We start from the raw sequence: 15938 nt of genomic DNA on the forward strand, positions 1-15938 counted from the left end.
GCGGTCGACAGCAAGCTACGGAGAGTGATTGCCCCGGGGCAAGCCCGGCTAGCCCCTGAGTCACGTTCTCGCATAGATACGTGGCCTCTTGGCCAAGTGTCAGTGCTTCGACGCCGCCACCTCCCGCGCCAGCGCCGCCAGTTGAGGGATCGCCGGATGCGGCGCCCTCTCGCGCCACGCCAGCAGGACCGGTGCCGGTGGCGCGTCCGACAGGGCGCGGTACGTCACGCCCGGGTGCGGGTGCATCGAGGAGGTGGAGGCCACCGAGACCCCCGTGCCCCGGCCTGCCGCGATCGCCGTGAGCCAGTCGTCGGTGTTGGCGACCGTGAGCGTGGACGTCGGGCGGTGCTCCGGCGGCCAGAGGTCGAGGGTCGTCAGGCCCGAGACCGTGTTCAGGATGACCGGCCCGGCCGCCAGTTCCGCGAGGGTCAGGGAGGTGCGTGCGGCCAGGGGGCCGTCCGACGTCACCGCTGCCACGCGGGGCTCGGTGAAGAGCAGCTCGGTGACCAGGCCGGGCGTGTCCACCGGGCCCCGCAGCACCGCCGCGTCGACCTCGCCGCGGGACAGGCCCGCCGTGCGGTCGTCGATGCGGAGGAGTTCCAGCGGGGTGTCGGCGTGGTCCTGCTGCCAGCGGCGCAGCAAGGGGGTCGTGTACGGGCCGAGGGCGGACCAGGCGTGCCCGAGCCGCAGTGGCCACCTGCGCAGTCGGCCGGGGTCCAGCGCCTCGTCGAACGCGGCCACCGCGGCCGCCGCCTTGTCGCGGAAGGCCCGGCCCTCGGCAGTGAGGGCGAGATGGTGGGTGGAGCGGTCGACGAGCCGGATGCCGAGATGTTTTTCCAGCGCCGCGAGAGCGCGCGAGACGGTGGGCTGGGCCAGGTGCAGCCGGACCGCCGCCCCGGTCACGCTGGACTCCTCCGCGATGGCCAGGAAGCAGCGGAGATGGCGCAGCTCGATGCTCATGCGTCTGGAGCATAACCCCAGCCCAATTGGTATTTCACGCAGCGAGCCCGCGCCCGTAGCGTGGAGGGGGTCGGCGGCCGGAATCAGTCAGGGAGGTGTGCGGTGGACGAAACCCGTACCAGTGTCGTCACGGGCGAGCTCGAGGCAGCCGCAGCCCTGGATGCCGCCGAAAGCCCCGGTCGCGGGCGCGGCGACGGCACCGGTCGCGGCAGCGGCGACGGCGCCGGTCGCGGCACCGGCGACGCCACCGGCACCGGTCGCGGCACGCGATCCCGCCGCACCCTCGGCCCCGTCGCCCTCGTCGTCGCCGGTGCGCTGTCCGTCCAGTTCGGCGCTTCCATCGCCGTACTGCTCATGCCGCGAGCGGGAGCTCTCGGTGTCGTCACCCTCCGACTCGTGCTCGCCGCGCTCGTCCTGCTCGTCGTCTGCCGGCCCAAACTCCGCGGGCACTCGCGCGCCGACTGGGGAACCGTTGTCGCCTTCGGCGCCGCCATGGCCGCCATGAACGTCCTCTTCTACCAGGCCGTCGACCGCATCCCGCTCGGTGCCGCTGTCACCTTCGAGGTCCTCGGCCCGCTGGCGCTGTCGGTGATCGTGTCGCGGCGGCTGGTCAATCTCGTCTGGGCGGGCCTCGCGCTCGGCGGCGTGGTCCTGCTCAGCGGCGGCGGCTTCGTCCGGCTCGACCCCGTGGGCGCGCTGTTCGCGCTCTCCGCGGGCGCGATGTGGGCCGCGTACATCGTCTTCAGCGCCCGCACCGGGCGGCGCTTCCCGCAGGCCGACGGGCTCGCGCTGGCCATGGCGGTCGGCGCCGTACTGAGTCTGCCGCTCGGGATCGCGGAGGCCGGATCCACGCTGCTCGTGCCGTCCACGCTCGGTCTCGGACTTGCCGTCGCGCTGATGTCGTCCGTACTCCCGTACACCCTGGAGCTGCTCGCGCTGCGCCGGCTGCCCGCCCCGACCTTCGCGGTGCTGATGAGCCTGGAGCCGGCGATCGCCGCCACGGCCGGGTTCCTCGTACTGCATCAGGACCTTTCCATGGTCGACGCCTTGGCGATCGCGCTGGTCATCGCGGCGAGCATGGGCGCGGTACGGACGCAGGTGGCCAGAAAGACACAGTAATCAAGCAAGCATGCTTGCTTGTTTCTCCGTGCGCTGCCATGCTCCGGGACACACAACGTCGTGTCCCGAGGGAGCGCACCGTGTCCGACCCGGCCGTCGTACTCGACGACTTGCGTAGCGAAAGCGATGAACTCGACCTGCTGGTAGGGGAGTTGAATCCCGCACAGTGGGCGGGGCCGACGCCCGCGCCGCGCTGGAGCGTCGCCCATCAGATCGCCCACCTCGCCTGGACCGACGCCGCCGCGCTGCTGGCCGTCACCGACCCCGAGGCCTTCGCCGCCCAGGTCGAGAAGGCCATCGCCGCGCCGGACTCCTTCGTGGATGAGGGCACCGAGGCGGGCGCCGCGCTACCGCCCGGTGAGCTGCTGGCCCGCTGGCGCGACGGCCGCGAGCGGCTGCAACAGGCTCTGCGCCAGGCCCCGGCCGGCGCCCGCTTCCCCTGGTACGGGCCTCCTATGAGCGCCGCGTCGATGGCGACCGGGCGGCTGATGGAGACCTGGGCGCACGGACAGGACATCGCCGACGCGCTCGGCGTCGTGCGCGAACCGACCGCACGGCTGCGGCATGTCGCGTACATCGGGATCCGGGCGCGCGACTTCGCCTTCGGAGTACGGGGGCTGACGCCGCCGGCCGATCCTTTCCGGGTGGAGCTGACCGCGCCCGGCGGCGAGCTCTGGGCGTACGGCCCCGAGGACGCCGCGCAGCGCGTCACCGGGCCCGCGCTCGACTTCTGTCTGCTGGTCACGCAGCGGGCCCACCGCGACGATCTCGCCGTACGGGCCCAGGGCACCGACGCCGACCGCTGGCTGGACATCGCGCAGGCCTTCGCAGGACCTGCGGGCCCCGGCCGCGACCCCAAGGCGGCGTGATGCTGCGGATCGGCAACGCGTCCGGCTTCTACGGCGACCGCTTCGACGCGATGAAGGAGATGCTCACCGGCGGGCCGCTGGACGTACTGACCGGCGACTATCTCGCCGAGCTCACCATGCTCATCCTCGGCCGCGACCGGCTGAAGGACCCCCGCCTCGGCTACGCCAAGACCTTCCTCAAGCAGCTGGAGGAGAGCCTCGGGCTCGCCCACGAGCGCGGTGTGAAGATCGTCGCCAATGCGGGCGGGCTCAACCCGGCGGGGCTGGCGACCGCGGTCCGCGAGCTTGCCGACCGGGTCGGCGTCCCGGTCCAGGTCGCGCATGTCGAGGGCGACGACCTCGCCGCCCGCTTCCCGGACGCCCTCAGCGCCAACGCCTACCTCGGCGGCGCCGGTATCGCCGAGTGCCTGCGCGCCGGGGCCGATGTCGTCGTCACCGGCCGGGTCACCGACGCCGCCCTGGTCACCGGACCAGCGGCCGCGCACTTCGGCTGGGGGCCCGAGGACTACGACGCGCTCGCGGGCGCGGTCGTCGCCGGGCACGTACTCGAATGCGGCACCCAGGCCACCGGCGGCAATTACGCGTTCTTCAGCGGCCATGACGTACGCCGCCCCGGCTTCCCGCTCACCGAGATCCACGCCGACGGCACCTGCGTCATCACCAAGCACGACGGCACGGGCGGACTCGTGGACGTCGGCACGGTCACCGCGCAGCTGCTGTACGAGACCGGAGGCGCGAGGTACGCCGGGCCGGACGTCACCGCCCGCCTCGACACCGTACGGCTGGCGCAGGACGGACCGGACCGGGTGCGGATCTCCGGCGTACGCGGCGAGGCCCCGCCGCCCCGACTGAAGGTCGGACTCAACCGGCTCGGCGGCTGGCGCAACGAGGTCGTGTTCGTACTCACCGGACTCGACATCGAGGCCAAGGCACGTCTGGTGCAGGAGCAGCTGGCGGAGGCCTTCGGCAAATCCCCTCCGGCGGAGGTGCGTTGGGAGCTGGCCCGCACCGAGCGGCCGGACGGCGACACCGAGGAGCGGGCCAGCGCGTATCTGCGCCTCGTGGTCCGCGACAGCGACCCGGACAAGGTCGGGCGCGCGGTGAGCGGCGCGGCGATCGAGCTGGCGCTCGGCAGCTACCCGGGCTTCCATGTGACGGCGCCGCCCGGGAAGGGCGCGCCGTACGGGGTCTTCGAGGCCGAGTATGTGGACCTGGCCGAGGTGGCGCACACGGCCGTACTGCCGGACGGACGACGGGTGGCCGTGCCGACTCCCGTATGTACGAGGGAAGTCGGTCACTTGGAAGAGGCCGGTGCGCTGCCGCCGGCACTGGACACCGCCGGGCCCCACCGCGCCGCCCCGCTCGGCCTGATCGCCGGCGCCCGCAGCGGCGACAAGGGCGGCGACGCCAATGTCGGGGTGTGGGCCAGGACCGACGACGCCTGGCGCTGGCTCGCCCACGAACTGACCGTGGACCGCTTCCGCGCGCTGCTCCCGGAGACCGCAGGGCTGAAGGTCGTACGCCATGTCCTGCCGAATCTACGAGCCCTGAACTTCACGGTCGAGGGGATCCTCGGCGAAGGCGTCGCGGCGCAGGCCCGCTTCGACCCGCAGGCGAAGGCGCTCGGCGAGTGGCTCCGCTCGCGGTACGTCGACATCCCGGAGGAACTGTTGTGACCGTGCTCGCCTCGGCCCTCGACCCCGCGGGCCCCGAATTCGCCGCCCACCGCGACACCATGCTCGGCAAGCTCGCCGAGCTGGACGCCGAGCACGCCAAGGCGCTCGCGGGCGGCGGCGAGAAGTACATCGCCCGGCACCGGGGGCGCGGCAAGCTGCTGGCGCGCGAGCGCATCGAGCTGCTCCTCGACCCCGACACGCCCTTCCTCGAGCTGTCCCCGCTCGCCGCCTGGGGCAGCGACTATCCGGTGGGTGCGTCGATGGTCACCGGCATCGGTGTGGTGGAGGGCGTCGAGTGCCTGATCACCGCGAACGATCCGACGGTGCGCGGCGGGGCGTCCAACCCCTGGACGCTGAAGAAGGCCCTGCGCGCCAACGAGATCGCGTACGCCAACCGCCTGCCCTGTATCTCTCTCGTCGAGTCCGGCGGCGCGGATCTGCCCTCCCAGAAGGAGATCTTCATCCCGGGCGGGGCGCTCTTCCGGGACATCACCCGGCTGTCGGCGGCCGGCATTCCGACGATCGCGGTCGTCTTCGGGAACTCGACGGCGGGCGGGGCGTACGTCCCCGGTATGTCCGACCACACCATCATGATCAAGGATCGGTCGAAGGTTTTCCTCGGCGGACCGCCGCTGGTGAAGATGGCGACGGGTGAGGAGAGCGACGACGAATCGCTCGGCGGCGCGGAGATGCACGCCCGTACGTCAGGCCTCGCCGACTATTTCGCCCTCGACGAGGCGGACGCGTTGCGGCAGGCCCGGCGGGTCGTCGCCCGCCTCAACTGGCGCAAGGCGCACGCCGATCCGGGTCCGGCCGCGGCGCCCAAGTACGACGAGGAGGAGCTCCTCGGCATCGTGCCCGGCGATCTGCGCACACCCTTCGACCCGCGCGAGGTGATCGCACGGATCGTCGACGGCTCGGACTTCGACGAGTTCAAGCCGCTGTACGGGCCGAGCCTGGTCACCGGGTGGGCGTCGCTGCACGGCTATCCGGTGGGTGTGCTTGCCAATGCGCAGGGCGTGCTGTTCAGCGCGGAGTCGCAGAAGGCGGCGCAGTTCATCCAGCTCGCCAACCAGCGCGATGTGCCGCTGGTCTTCCTGCACAACACCACCGGCTACATGGTCGGCAAGGAGTACGAGCAGGGCGGCATCATCAAGCACGGCGCGATGATGATCAACGCGGTGTCCAACTCGCGCGTCCCGCATCTGTCGGTTCTGATGGGCGCGTCGTACGGGGCCGGGCACTACGGAATGTGCGGGCGGGCGTACGACCCGCGGTTCCTCTTCGCCTGGCCGAGCGCCAAGTCCGCGGTGATGGGGCCGCAGCAGCTGGCGGGTGTGCTGTCGATCGTCGCCCGCGCGTCGGCGGCGGCGAAGGGCCGGCCGTACGACGACGAGGCGGACGCCGGTCTGCGGGCGATGGTGGAGCAGCAGATCGAGGCGGAGTCGCTGCCGATGTTCCTCTCGGGGCGGCTGTACGACGACGGGGTCATCGACCCGCGCGATACGCGGACGGTGCTGGGGCTCTGTCTGTCCGCGATCCACACGGCACCGGTCGAAGGCGCGCGCGGCGGCTTCGGCGTCTTCCGGATGTGAGGCAGTGATGATCTCTTCTGTTCTTGTCGCCAACCGGGGCGAGATCGCGTGCCGGGTGTTCCGTACGTGCCGGGAGCTGGGGATCGCGACGGTCGCGGTGTACTCGGACGCGGACGCGTCGGCGCTGCATGTCCGGGAGGCGGACGCGGCGGTACGGCTGCCGGGTGCTGCGCCCGCGGACACGTATCTGCGCGGCGACCTGATCGTGAAGGCGGCGCTGGCGGCGGGCGCGGATGCGGTGCACCCGGGGTACGGCTTCCTGTCCGAGAACGCGGAGTTCGCACGGGCGGTGGCTGACGCGGGTCTGGTGTGGATCGGCCCGCCGCCTTCCGCCATCGAGGCGATGGCGTCCAAGACACGGGCGAAGGAGCTGATGGGCGGCGCGCCGCTCGACCCGGCGACGGTCACGGAGGCGGACCTGCCGCTGCTGGTGAAGGCGGCGGCAGGGGGTGGCGGCCGGGGCATGCGCGTCGTCCGCGAACTCGCGGCTCTGAGCGGCGAGTTGGAGGCAGCCGCGTCGGAGGCGGCGTCGGCGTTCGGTGACGGCGAGGTGTTCCTGGAGCCGTACATCGAACGCGGCCGCCATGTGGAAGTGCAGGTCCTGGCGGACGCGTACGGCACGGTGTGGGCGCTGGGCACGCGCGACTGCTCGCTCCAGCGCCGGCACCAGAAGGTCATCGAGGAGTCCCCGGCACCGGGCCTGCCGGCCGCGCTGGTCGCGACGCTGCACGAGTCGGCGGTCGCGGCGGCGCGGGCGGTGGGTTACCGGGGTGCGGGAACGGTGGAGTTCCTGGTCTCGCCACAGGGCCGGTCGCACTTCCTGGAGATGAACACCCGCCTCCAGGTGGAACACCCGGTCACCGAGGCGGTGTTCGGCCTCGACCTGGTGGCGCTCCAGCTGCGCGTGGCGGAAGGCTCGGCGCTGCCCAAGACCCCGCCACCGGCGAACGGCCACGCGGTGGAGGCGCGGCTGTACGCGGAGGACCCGTCGAAGGGGTGGACACCGCAGACGGGGGTGCTGCACGAGCTGGCGGTCCCCGGAGCCGCCCCCGGCCTGCGCGTCGACACGGGATACACCGCCGGTGACTCCATCGGCGTGCACTACGACCCCATGATCGCCAAGGTCATCGCCTGGGCGCCCACCCGCGACGAAGCCGTGCGGCGGCTCGCCCACGCCCTGCGGCGGGCGCGCCTGCACGGGCCCGTCACCAACCGGGAGCTGCTCGTACGGTCCCTGGAGCACCCCGAGTTCATCGGCGCACAGCTCGACACCGGGTTCTACGAGCGCAACCTCGACGCGCTCACCGCGCCCGCCGAAGGAGAGCGCCACGCGGCCGTCGCCGCCGCCCTCGCGGATGCCGTGAGCCGCCCCGGCACAACCGTCACCGCACGGCTCGGCGCCTGGCGGAACCTGCCGTCCCAGGCACAGCTCAAGGTCTACGGCGACCACGAGGTCCGCTACCGCCCCACCCGCGGCGGGTTCGAACTCGTCGACGATCCCGGCGTCCGCGTCGTCACCGCCGACGCCCGCCGCGTACGGCTGGAGATCGACGGAGTCGTACGGCACTTCGACGTCACCGATCACGGCGACGGGCACGTCCACGTCGACAGCCCCACCGGCGCCCACTCCCTCGCCGTACAGCCCCGGTTCGCCGACCCTCAGGACCGGACCCGGCCCGGTTCGCTGCTCGCACCCATGCCCGGGACCGTCGTCCGGATCGGCGAGGGGCTCGCCGAAGGGAGCCGGGTGAGAGAGGGGCAGCCGCTTGTCTGGCTGGAGGCCATGAAGATGGAGCACCGCATCGTGTCGCCCGCCTCCGGCATTCTCACCGCGCTCCACGCCGTACCCGGCCGTCAGGTCGAGGTCGGTGCTCTGCTCGCCGTCGTCAACGAAGTAGTGGCGCCAGCCACACAGGAGGAGACAGCGTCATGAACATCGAGAGCCAGGAACACACCGCACTGCGTGCCGCCGTTGCCGCACTCGGGCAGCGGCACGGCCGGGGATACGTACGCGAAGAGCTGTGGGCCGAGGCCGCCAAGCTCGGCTACCTCGGCGTGAACCTCCCCGAGGAGCACGGCGGCGGAGGCGGTGGGATGCAGGAACTGTCCATTGTTCTGGAGGAGTTGGGCGCCGCCGGCTGTCCGCTGCTCATGATGGTCGTCTCACCCGCCATCTGCGGCACTGTCATCGCCCGCTTCGGCACCGACGAACAGAAGCGCACCTGGCTCCCCGGTCTCTCCGACGGCAGCCTCACCATGGCTTTCGGCATCACCGAGCCCGACGCCGGGTCGAACTCGCACCGGATCACCACCACCGCCCGCAAGACCGACGACGGCTGGATTCTCAACGGCCGCAAGGTCTTCATCTCGGGCGTCGACATCGCCGACGCGACCCTCATCGTGGGCCGAACCGAGGACTCGCGCACGGGCAAACTCAAGCCCTGTCTCTTCATCGTGCCCCGCGAGGCCCACGGCTTCCAGCGCTCGCAGATCGACATGGAACTCCAGGCGCAGGAGAAGCAGTTCGAGCTCGTGCTGGACGAGGTCCACCTCCCCGACAACGCCCTCGTGGGCGACGAGGACGCCGGGCTCCTCCAGCTCTTCGCCGGGCTCAACCCCGAGCGCATCATGACCGCCGCCTTCGGCATCGGCATGGGCCGGTACGCACTCGCCAAAGCCATCGACTACGCGAGGACCCGCCAGGTCTGGAAGCAGCCCATCGGCGGCCACCAGGCCATCGCCCACCCCCTCGCCCAGGCCCACATCGAGCTCGAACTCGCCCGCCTGATGATGCAGAAGGCCGCCGCCCTCTACGATGCCGGCGACGACATCGGCGCCGGCGAGGCAGCCAACATGGCCAAGTACGCCGCCGGCGAAGCCTGCATCAAGGCCGTCGACCAGGCCGTGCACACCCTCGGCGGCAACGGCCTCACCCGCGAGTACGGCCTCGCATCCCTGATCACCGCCGCCCGCGTCGCCCGGATCGCCCCGGTCAGCCGCGAGATGATTCTCAACTACGTATCCCACCAGTCCCTGGGTCTCCCCAAGTCGTACTGAGACGGGGGATTCTGGCCGTCCACAGAGCCGAGGGGGCCGCAATGGTGTTCCACAGCGAGTACGCAGACGTTCCCGCCGTCGCCGAGCCGATCCACGACGTGGTGCTCGGCCGGGCCACCGCCGAGTACGGCGACACGATCGCCCTGGTCGACGGGGTGAACGGCACCACCCTCACGTACGCCCAGCTCGACACCTTCCACCGCCGGATCGCCGCCTCGCTCGCCGACGCGGGTCTGCGCAAGGGCGATGTCCTCGCCCTGCACAGCCCCAACACCGTCGCGTACCCCGCCGTCTTCTACGGGGCCACGCGCGCCGGTGCCTCCGTCACCACCGTCCATCCGCTCGCCACGGCGGAGGAGTTCGCCAAACAGCTCCGCGACTCCTCCGCCCGCTGGATCGTCACCGTCTCACCGCTCCTCGAGATCGCCCGCCGGGCCGCCGAACTCGTCGCCGGCATCGAGGAGATCTTCGTCTGCGACCGCTCCGACGGGCATGTGAGCATCCTCGACATGCTCGGCTCGACCGCACCCGAGCCGGACATCACCATCGACCCGTCCGAGGACGTCGCGGCCCTGCCGTACTCCTCCGGCACCACCGGCGTCCCCAAGGGCGTCATGCTCACCCACCGCTCCATCGCGACCAACCTCGCGCAGCTCCACCCGATGATCCCGATGGGCCCCGGCGACCGCATCCTCGCCGTGCTGCCCTTCTTCCACATCTACGGCCTCACCGCCCTGATGAACGCCCCGCTCAGCCACGGTGCCACCGTTGTCGTACTGCCCCGCTTCGAGCTCGACACCTTCCTCGCGGCGATCGAGAAGCACCGCATCAACGGTCTGTACGTCGCCCCGCCGATCGTCCTCATCCTCGCCAAGCACCCGGCCGTCGCGCAGTACGACCTGTCGTCGCTCGAGTACATCGTCAGCGCCGCGGCCCCGCTCGACGCCCAGCTGGCACAGGCCTGCTCGGCCCGGCTGGGATTGCCGCCGGTCCTGCAGGCGTACGGCATGACCGAGCTCTCACCCGGCACACACGTGGTGCCGCTGGCCGCGGCGGCCCCGCCGCCCGGGGCCGTAGGACAGCTCCTGCCCAACACCGAGATGCGGATCCTCTCTCTCGCCGATCCCGGCAAGGACGTCGGCGTCGGCGAGGAGGGCGAGGTCGCGATCCGCGGACCGCAGGTGATGAAGGGCTACCTCGGCCGCCCCGACGCCACCGCCGACATGATCGACGCCGACGGCTGGGTACACACCGGCGACATCGGGCGCGTCGACGCCGACGGCTGGCTCTTCGTCGTCGACCGGGTCAAGGAACTCATCAAGTACAAGGGCTTCCAGGTCGCACCCGCCGAGCTGGAGGCGCTGCTGCTCACTCACGAAGGCATCGCCGACGCGGCGGTCATCGGGGTGTACGACGCGGACGGGAACGAGATCCCGAAGGCGTACGTCGTACGGCAGCGGGTCGCGGAGGAGCTCACCGAGGACGACGTCCTCGCCTACGTCGCCGAGCGCGTGGCGCCGTACAAGAAGGTCCGCCGCGTCGAGTTCATCGGCGGCGTGCCGCGCGCCGCCTCGGGAAAGATCCTCAGGCGTGAACTGAGGGACCGGGAGAGGGAGAACACGTGACGCTGGTCGCCACCGCCCACGAGCGCGGCATCACCACCCTGACGCTGGATTCGCCGGAGAACCGCAACGCCCTGTCGGCGCGGCTCGTCGGCGAGCTGGCCCAGGCACTGACCGACTGCGGCAAGGACGAGACCGTACGGGCCGTCGTCCTCACCCACACCGGTTCCACGTTCAGCGCGGGCGCCGATCTGAAGGCCCCGCCCAATCCGTACACCTTCGTCGGTCTGCTGCGGCAGATCGTCACGCTGCCGAAGCCCGTGGTGGCCCGTGTCACCGGCCATGTACGGGCCGGCGGCCTCGGTCTGCTCGGCGCCTGCGACATCGCCGCCGCCACGAGCGCCGCGGACTTCGCCTTCACGGAGGTACGCATCGGGGTCGCGCCCGCCGTGATCTCGCTGCCACTGCTGCCGCGCCTGGACCCGCGCGCGGCCGAGCGCTACTACCTCACCGGCGAACGCTTCGACGCGGCGGAAGCGGCCCGCATCGGACTGATCACGCTCGCCGCAGACGATGTGGACCTCGCGCTCGGCCCCGTGCTGGACGGGCTGCGCAGAGCCTCCCCGCAGGGCCTGGCCGCATCGAAGCAGCTGCTCGCGGCTAGGGTGCTGGAGACCTTCGACCGGGACGCCGAAGACCTGGTCCAGCGCTCGGCCTCGCTCTTCGCGTCGGCGGAAGCACGCGAGGGCATGACCGCCTTCCTCGAACGACGGGACCCCGCATGGGTGTTGTGACACCTCCCAAGCAGGACCGCAGCCGGGCCACCCGGCAGCGGCTGCTCGAGGCCGCGGTGTCCTGCCTCGCCGAGCGCGGCTGGGCGGGCTCGACCGTCTCGGTCGTCGCCGAGCGGGCCGGGGTCTCGCGGGGTGCGGCCCAGCACCACTTCCCGACCAGGGAGGATCTGTTCACGGCGGCGGTGGAGTACGTCGCGGAGGAGCGCTCGCAGGCGTTGCGGGAGCTGGCGACACAGGACCGGACGGCGCTCGTCGCGGCCCTCGTCGACCTCTATACGGGGCCGCTGTTCCGGGCCGCCCTGCAGCTGTGGGTCGCCGCGTCCAACGAGGAGCAACTGCGTTCGCGCGTCACGGAGCTGGAGGCGCGCGTCGGCCGCGAGACCCATCGGATCGCGGTCCAGCTGCTGGACGCGGACGAGTCACGGCCCGGCGTACGCGAAACGGTCCAGGGCCTGCTCGACATGGCCCGCGGCCTGGGCCTCGCCAACCTCCTCACGGATGACACCGCGCGCCGTCAGAGAGTGGTGGCCCAGTGGGCGGCACTGCTGGACGAGGCGCTGGGCTGATCCCTCACAGAGGCGGCCCACCGCCCAGGGCCCGGGGCTGTGACGCGGGCCACTGGCGTCCCGGCCCCTCCGCAGTATCCTGGGCCAATGCTTCTGCTTGTACGCCGCCGTCACGTGGACTACGTCCGCGTCACGAGCATGGGCTGTCGACGCTCCGTCTGACCCGGCCCCCCTCTCCACCCCACCCGGTCACCCCGGCTCCGCCCCACCCAGGCGGCCCGTCGGCGGTACGTGTCCCGGCCATCGCCGGGAGCGGCGGCCGGGCCACACCTCAGCGGACGTACCCATGTCGTACTTGCAGCTTCCCGTCATCGACCTCTCCGCAGCCGACCGAGGCCCCCAGTCCCGTGCGCTGCTCCACGCGCAGCTCCACAGCGCCGCCCACGACGTCGGCTTCTTCCAGCTCATCGGCCACGGCGTCAGCGAGGCCGAGACCACCGCCCTCACCGGCGCGATGCGGGCCTTCTTCGCCCTCCCCGAGGCGGACCGGCTCGCCGTCTCCAACCTCAACTCGCCCCACTTCCGCGGCTACACCCGCACCGGCGACGAACGCACCGGCGGCAGCCGCGACTGGCGCGACCAGCTCGACATCGGCGCCGAACGCCCCGCACACATCCCCGCACCCGGCGAGCCCGGCTACTGGTGGCTGGAAGGCCCCAACCAGTGGCCCGCCGCCCTCCCGGCCCTGCGCACCGCCGCACTCGGCTGGATCGACCGGCTCAGCGGCGTCGCGCACAAGCTGCTGCACGAGCTGCTCGCCGCCATCGGCGCGCCCCCGGACTTCTACGACGAGATCTTCGCCGACCGGCCCCATCTGCACCTCAAGCTGGTCCGCTACCCGGGCAGCGCAGGCGACGGCAGCGACCAGGGCGTCGGCGCCCACAAGGACTACGGCTTCCTCACGCTGCTCCACCAGGACGAGATAGGCGGCCTCCAGGTACAGCGCGGAGACGGGCTCTTCCACGAGGTGCCGCCGATCCCCGGCGCCTTCGTCGTCAACCTCGGCGAGCTCCTCGAAGTCGCCACCAACGGCTATCTGCTGGCCACCAACCACCGTGTGGTCAGCCCGGCCGGGGCCACCGAGCGCTACTCCGTGCCGTTCTTCTACAACCCGCGCCTGGACGCCCGGATCGCCCCGGTGCCCTTCCCGCACGCGGCGGACGCGCCCGGTGTCACCGCCGACCCGGCCAACCCGCTCTTCGCCGAGTACGGCCGCAACGAGCTCAAGGGCTGGCTGCGGGCCCACCCGCAGGTGGCCGCCCGCCACCACCAGGACCTGCTCGTCCCGGCGTGACGACGGCACGCGAACGGCGCCGTACCCCTGCGACCAGGGACTCGGCGCCGTACCGCAACTTCCTCGGGACGTAAGTCCGGAAGGTCGGTCCGCGAGGTCAGTCCGCGATGTCGTCGTAGCCGACGATCTCGCGCGGGTTCCGCGGCGCGGGCCCGATGTACCGCGCGGACGGACGCACCAGCCGGCCCGTGCGCTTCTGCTCCAGGATGTGCGCCGACCAGCCCGCCGTACGGGCACAGGTGAACATCGACGTGAACATATGCGCCGGGACCTCCGCGAAGTCCAGCATGATCGCCGCCCAGAACTCCACGTTCGTCGCCAGGACGCGGTCCGGGCGGCGGTTGTGCAGCTCCTCCAGCGCGGCCCGCTCCAGCGCCTCCGCCACCTCGAAGCGCGGCGCGTCCAGCTCCTTGGCCGTACGGCGCAGCACGCGCGCCCGAGGGTCCTCGGCCCGGTAGACGCGGTGCCCGAAGCCCATCAGCCGCTCGCCCTTGTCCAGGGCCCGCTTCACATACGCGGTCGCGTCACCCGTGCGCTCGATCTCCTCGATCATGCCGAGCACACGGGACGGCGCGCCACCGTGCAGCGGCCCCGACATGGCGCCGACCGCACCCGACAGCGCGGCCGCCACATCCGCGCCGGTGGACGCGATGACCCGGGCGGTGAACGTGGAGGCATTCATGCCGTGCTCGGCGGCCGACGTCCAGTACGCGTCGACGGCCTTGACGTGCCGCGGGTCCGGCTCCCCGCGCCAGCGGATCATGAAGCGCTCGACGACGGACTGCGCCTTGTCGATCTCCTTCTGCGGGACCATCGGCAGGCCCTGGCCGCGCGCCGACTGGGCGACGTACGACAGCGCCATCACCGCGGCCCGCGCCAGGTCGTCGCGGGCCGTCGCCTCGTCGATGTCGAGCAGCGGCTTCAGACCCCACACCGGGGCGAGCATCGCCAGCGCCGACTGCACATCGACCCGGATGTCGCCGGAGTGCACCGGGATGGGGAAGGGCTCGGCCGGGGGCAGGCCGGGGTTGAAGGCGCCGTCGACGAGCAGGCCCCACACGTTCCCGAAGGAGACGTGGCCCACCAGATCCTCGATATCGACGCCCCGGTAGCGGAGAGAGCCGCCCTCCTTGTCGGGTTCGGCGATCTCCGTTTCGAACGCGACGACTCCCTCGAGTCCAGGTACGAAGTCGGACATCAGGCGGCTCCTCAAGATGCGTACGACGGGTGTGGGTCGGTCACCCCGGTGATGCCCCGCGCGGCTGGTGGTCACCCAAACCGTCGGGAAGGCAGGACGATATCCCCTGCTGTATGGAGGCCACAGTGGCCCGACCCAAGATTTTGGCGGGTCCGGCTGATGCGGGGAAGCGTGACATCCGGCACACTGCCCCGTTTCGGCCGGGGAGGATTAGGGGCACTCCGTGCCGGGCAAACTGGCCCACTGCGGCAGGATGGCCCCCGTGACCGACTACGCCGCTCCGAACTCGGATCCCGCCGCTCCGAACTCGGATCCCGCCGCTCCGAACTCGGATCCCGCTGCCCCGGACCGGGATCCCGCCGCCCCGGCTCCGGATTCCGCTTCTCATGACCCCGCCGTCATGCGGGAGCAGTACCGCTCCACCGCGCTCCTGGAGTCAGATCTGGCGCCCACGCCCATGGACCAGTTCGCCCGCTGGTTCCGGGACGCCGCGTCCGGCGGTCTGCGCGAGCCGAACGCCATGATCGTCTCCACGGCCGCATCCGACGGCCGCCCGTCGTCGCGCACCGTACTGCTGAAGCACTTCGACGGGCGCGGCTTCGTCTTCTACACCAATTACGCCTCCCGCAAGGGCCGCGAGCTCGCCGCCAATCCGTACATTTCGCTGCTCTTCCCCTGGCACGGTCTGGCCCGCCAGGTCATCGTCACCGGCACGGTGTCCCGCATCGGCCGCGACGAGACGGTCGCCTACTTCCGCACCCGCCCGCACGGCTCTCAGCTCGGCGCCTGGGCCAGCGCCCAGTCCTCGGTGATCGCCTCGCGGGAGGAACTGCTGCGCAAGTACGAGGAGCTGGCGGCCCGCTACCCGGAGGGCGAACAGGTCCCGGCGCCGCCGGAGTGGGGCGGCTACCGGGTCGAGCCGGAGGCGGTGGAGTTCTGGCAGGGCCACGAGAACCGGCTGCACGACCGGCTGCGGTATGTCCGTGCCGGGTCCGCGTGGCAGGTGGAACGACTGGCACCCTGAGCCGTTCGCGAGGCGGCGGCTGCGACATCCCGGGGCTGTCCCGGGAACGCAGAAACCCGCGGGCTCTGGTCCCTCCTTGCGGAGGGGCCGGCCGGATGTGCCGGCGAGCCCGCGGGTCGGTGACTGCTAGGTATTTCGGCCGACGGTTCTGTCGGCTGCACACAGAGTGCGACGACGGGCCGTCAGCCCGCAGTCACCTCACGCATCCGAAACGAAATCACTTC

The 15938-nt window shown here is 71.7% G+C and carries 13 protein-coding genes; 11 read left to right on the top strand and 2 right to left on the bottom strand.

Features of this window, described 5'->3' with window-relative positions:
* Positions 1-99 precede the first annotated feature (99 nt).
* Positions 100-960, bottom strand: a complete 861-nt coding sequence (locus ACFYXH_RS09250; RefSeq protein ID WP_389561468.1) for a LysR family transcriptional regulator — start codon at positions 958-960, stop codon at positions 100-102.
* A gap of 156 nt (positions 961-1116) precedes the next feature.
* Between ACFYXH_RS09250 and ACFYXH_RS09255 the strand changes: the two genes are divergently transcribed.
* The 10 genes from ACFYXH_RS09255 to ACFYXH_RS09300 all read left to right on the top strand — a co-directional run bounded on the left by ACFYXH_RS09255 (position 1117) and on the right by ACFYXH_RS09300 (position 13492).
* Complete coding sequence (locus tag ACFYXH_RS09255) at positions 1117-2079, top strand: DMT family transporter (protein WP_389561821.1); 963 nt, start codon at positions 1117-1119, stop codon at positions 2077-2079.
* An 80-nt stretch (positions 2080-2159) separates the two neighbouring features.
* Positions 2160-2948, top strand: a complete 789-nt coding sequence (locus tag ACFYXH_RS09260) for a TIGR03084 family metal-binding protein (RefSeq protein WP_389561469.1) — start codon at positions 2160-2162, stop codon at positions 2946-2948.
* A complete protein-coding gene (locus tag ACFYXH_RS09265; RefSeq protein WP_389561470.1) occupies positions 2948-4624 on the top strand; it encodes an acyclic terpene utilization AtuA family protein in 1677 nt (558 codons plus the stop codon). Before ACFYXH_RS09260 ends, ACFYXH_RS09265 begins: the two co-directional genes overlap by 1 nt.
* Entirely contained in the window at positions 4621-6219 is a 1599-nt protein-coding gene (locus tag ACFYXH_RS09270) for an acyl-CoA carboxylase subunit beta (RefSeq protein WP_389561471.1), read from the top strand. Before ACFYXH_RS09265 ends, ACFYXH_RS09270 begins: the two co-directional genes overlap by 4 nt.
* 7 nt (positions 6220-6226) lie before the next feature.
* The gene (locus ACFYXH_RS09275; protein WP_389561472.1) at positions 6227-8152 is read left to right on the top strand and encodes a biotin carboxylase N-terminal domain-containing protein; all 1926 of its coding nucleotides are present in this window, start codon (positions 6227-6229) and stop codon (positions 8150-8152) included.
* Positions 8149-9276, top strand: coding sequence for an acyl-CoA dehydrogenase family protein (locus ACFYXH_RS09280; RefSeq protein ID WP_389561473.1), 1128 nt, complete (start codon positions 8149-8151; stop codon positions 9274-9276). The genes ACFYXH_RS09275 and ACFYXH_RS09280 overlap by 4 nt, the downstream gene beginning before the upstream one ends.
* A 41-nt stretch (positions 9277-9317) precedes the next feature.
* The gene (locus tag ACFYXH_RS09285) at positions 9318-10901 is read left to right on the top strand and encodes an AMP-binding protein (RefSeq protein WP_389561474.1); all 1584 of its coding nucleotides are present in this window, start codon (positions 9318-9320) and stop codon (positions 10899-10901) included.
* Entirely contained in the window at positions 10898-11632 is a 735-nt protein-coding gene (locus ACFYXH_RS09290) for an enoyl-CoA hydratase family protein (protein WP_389561475.1), read from the top strand. The genes ACFYXH_RS09285 and ACFYXH_RS09290 overlap by 4 nt, the downstream gene beginning before the upstream one ends.
* Positions 11620-12198, top strand: coding sequence for a TetR/AcrR family transcriptional regulator (locus ACFYXH_RS09295; RefSeq protein ID WP_389561476.1), 579 nt, complete (start codon positions 11620-11622; stop codon positions 12196-12198). The genes ACFYXH_RS09290 and ACFYXH_RS09295 overlap by 13 nt, the downstream gene beginning before the upstream one ends.
* 286 nt (positions 12199-12484) lie before the next feature.
* Positions 12485-13492, top strand: a complete 1008-nt coding sequence (locus ACFYXH_RS09300; protein ID WP_389561477.1) for an isopenicillin N synthase family dioxygenase — start codon at positions 12485-12487, stop codon at positions 13490-13492.
* Between the two features lie 97 nt (positions 13493-13589).
* Here the strand turns inward: ACFYXH_RS09300 and ACFYXH_RS09305 are convergent, their stop codons facing one another.
* Positions 13590-14690: a citrate synthase 2 gene (locus ACFYXH_RS09305; RefSeq protein WP_389561478.1), complete on the bottom strand. Its 1101-nt coding sequence runs from the start codon at positions 14688-14690 to the stop codon at positions 13590-13592.
* Between the two features lie 400 nt (positions 14691-15090).
* Here ACFYXH_RS09305 and pdxH point away from each other — a divergent pair, with 400 nt between their 5' ends.
* Positions 15091-15714: a pyridoxamine 5'-phosphate oxidase gene (gene pdxH, locus ACFYXH_RS09310; RefSeq protein ID WP_389561479.1), complete on the top strand. Its 624-nt coding sequence runs from the start codon at positions 15091-15093 to the stop codon at positions 15712-15714.
* Positions 15715-15938 lie beyond the last annotated feature (224 nt).

Source organism: Streptomyces sp. NPDC002730 (genome assembly GCF_042888805.1).
Classification (GTDB): Bacteria; Actinomycetota; Actinomycetes; order Streptomycetales; family Streptomycetaceae; genus Streptomyces.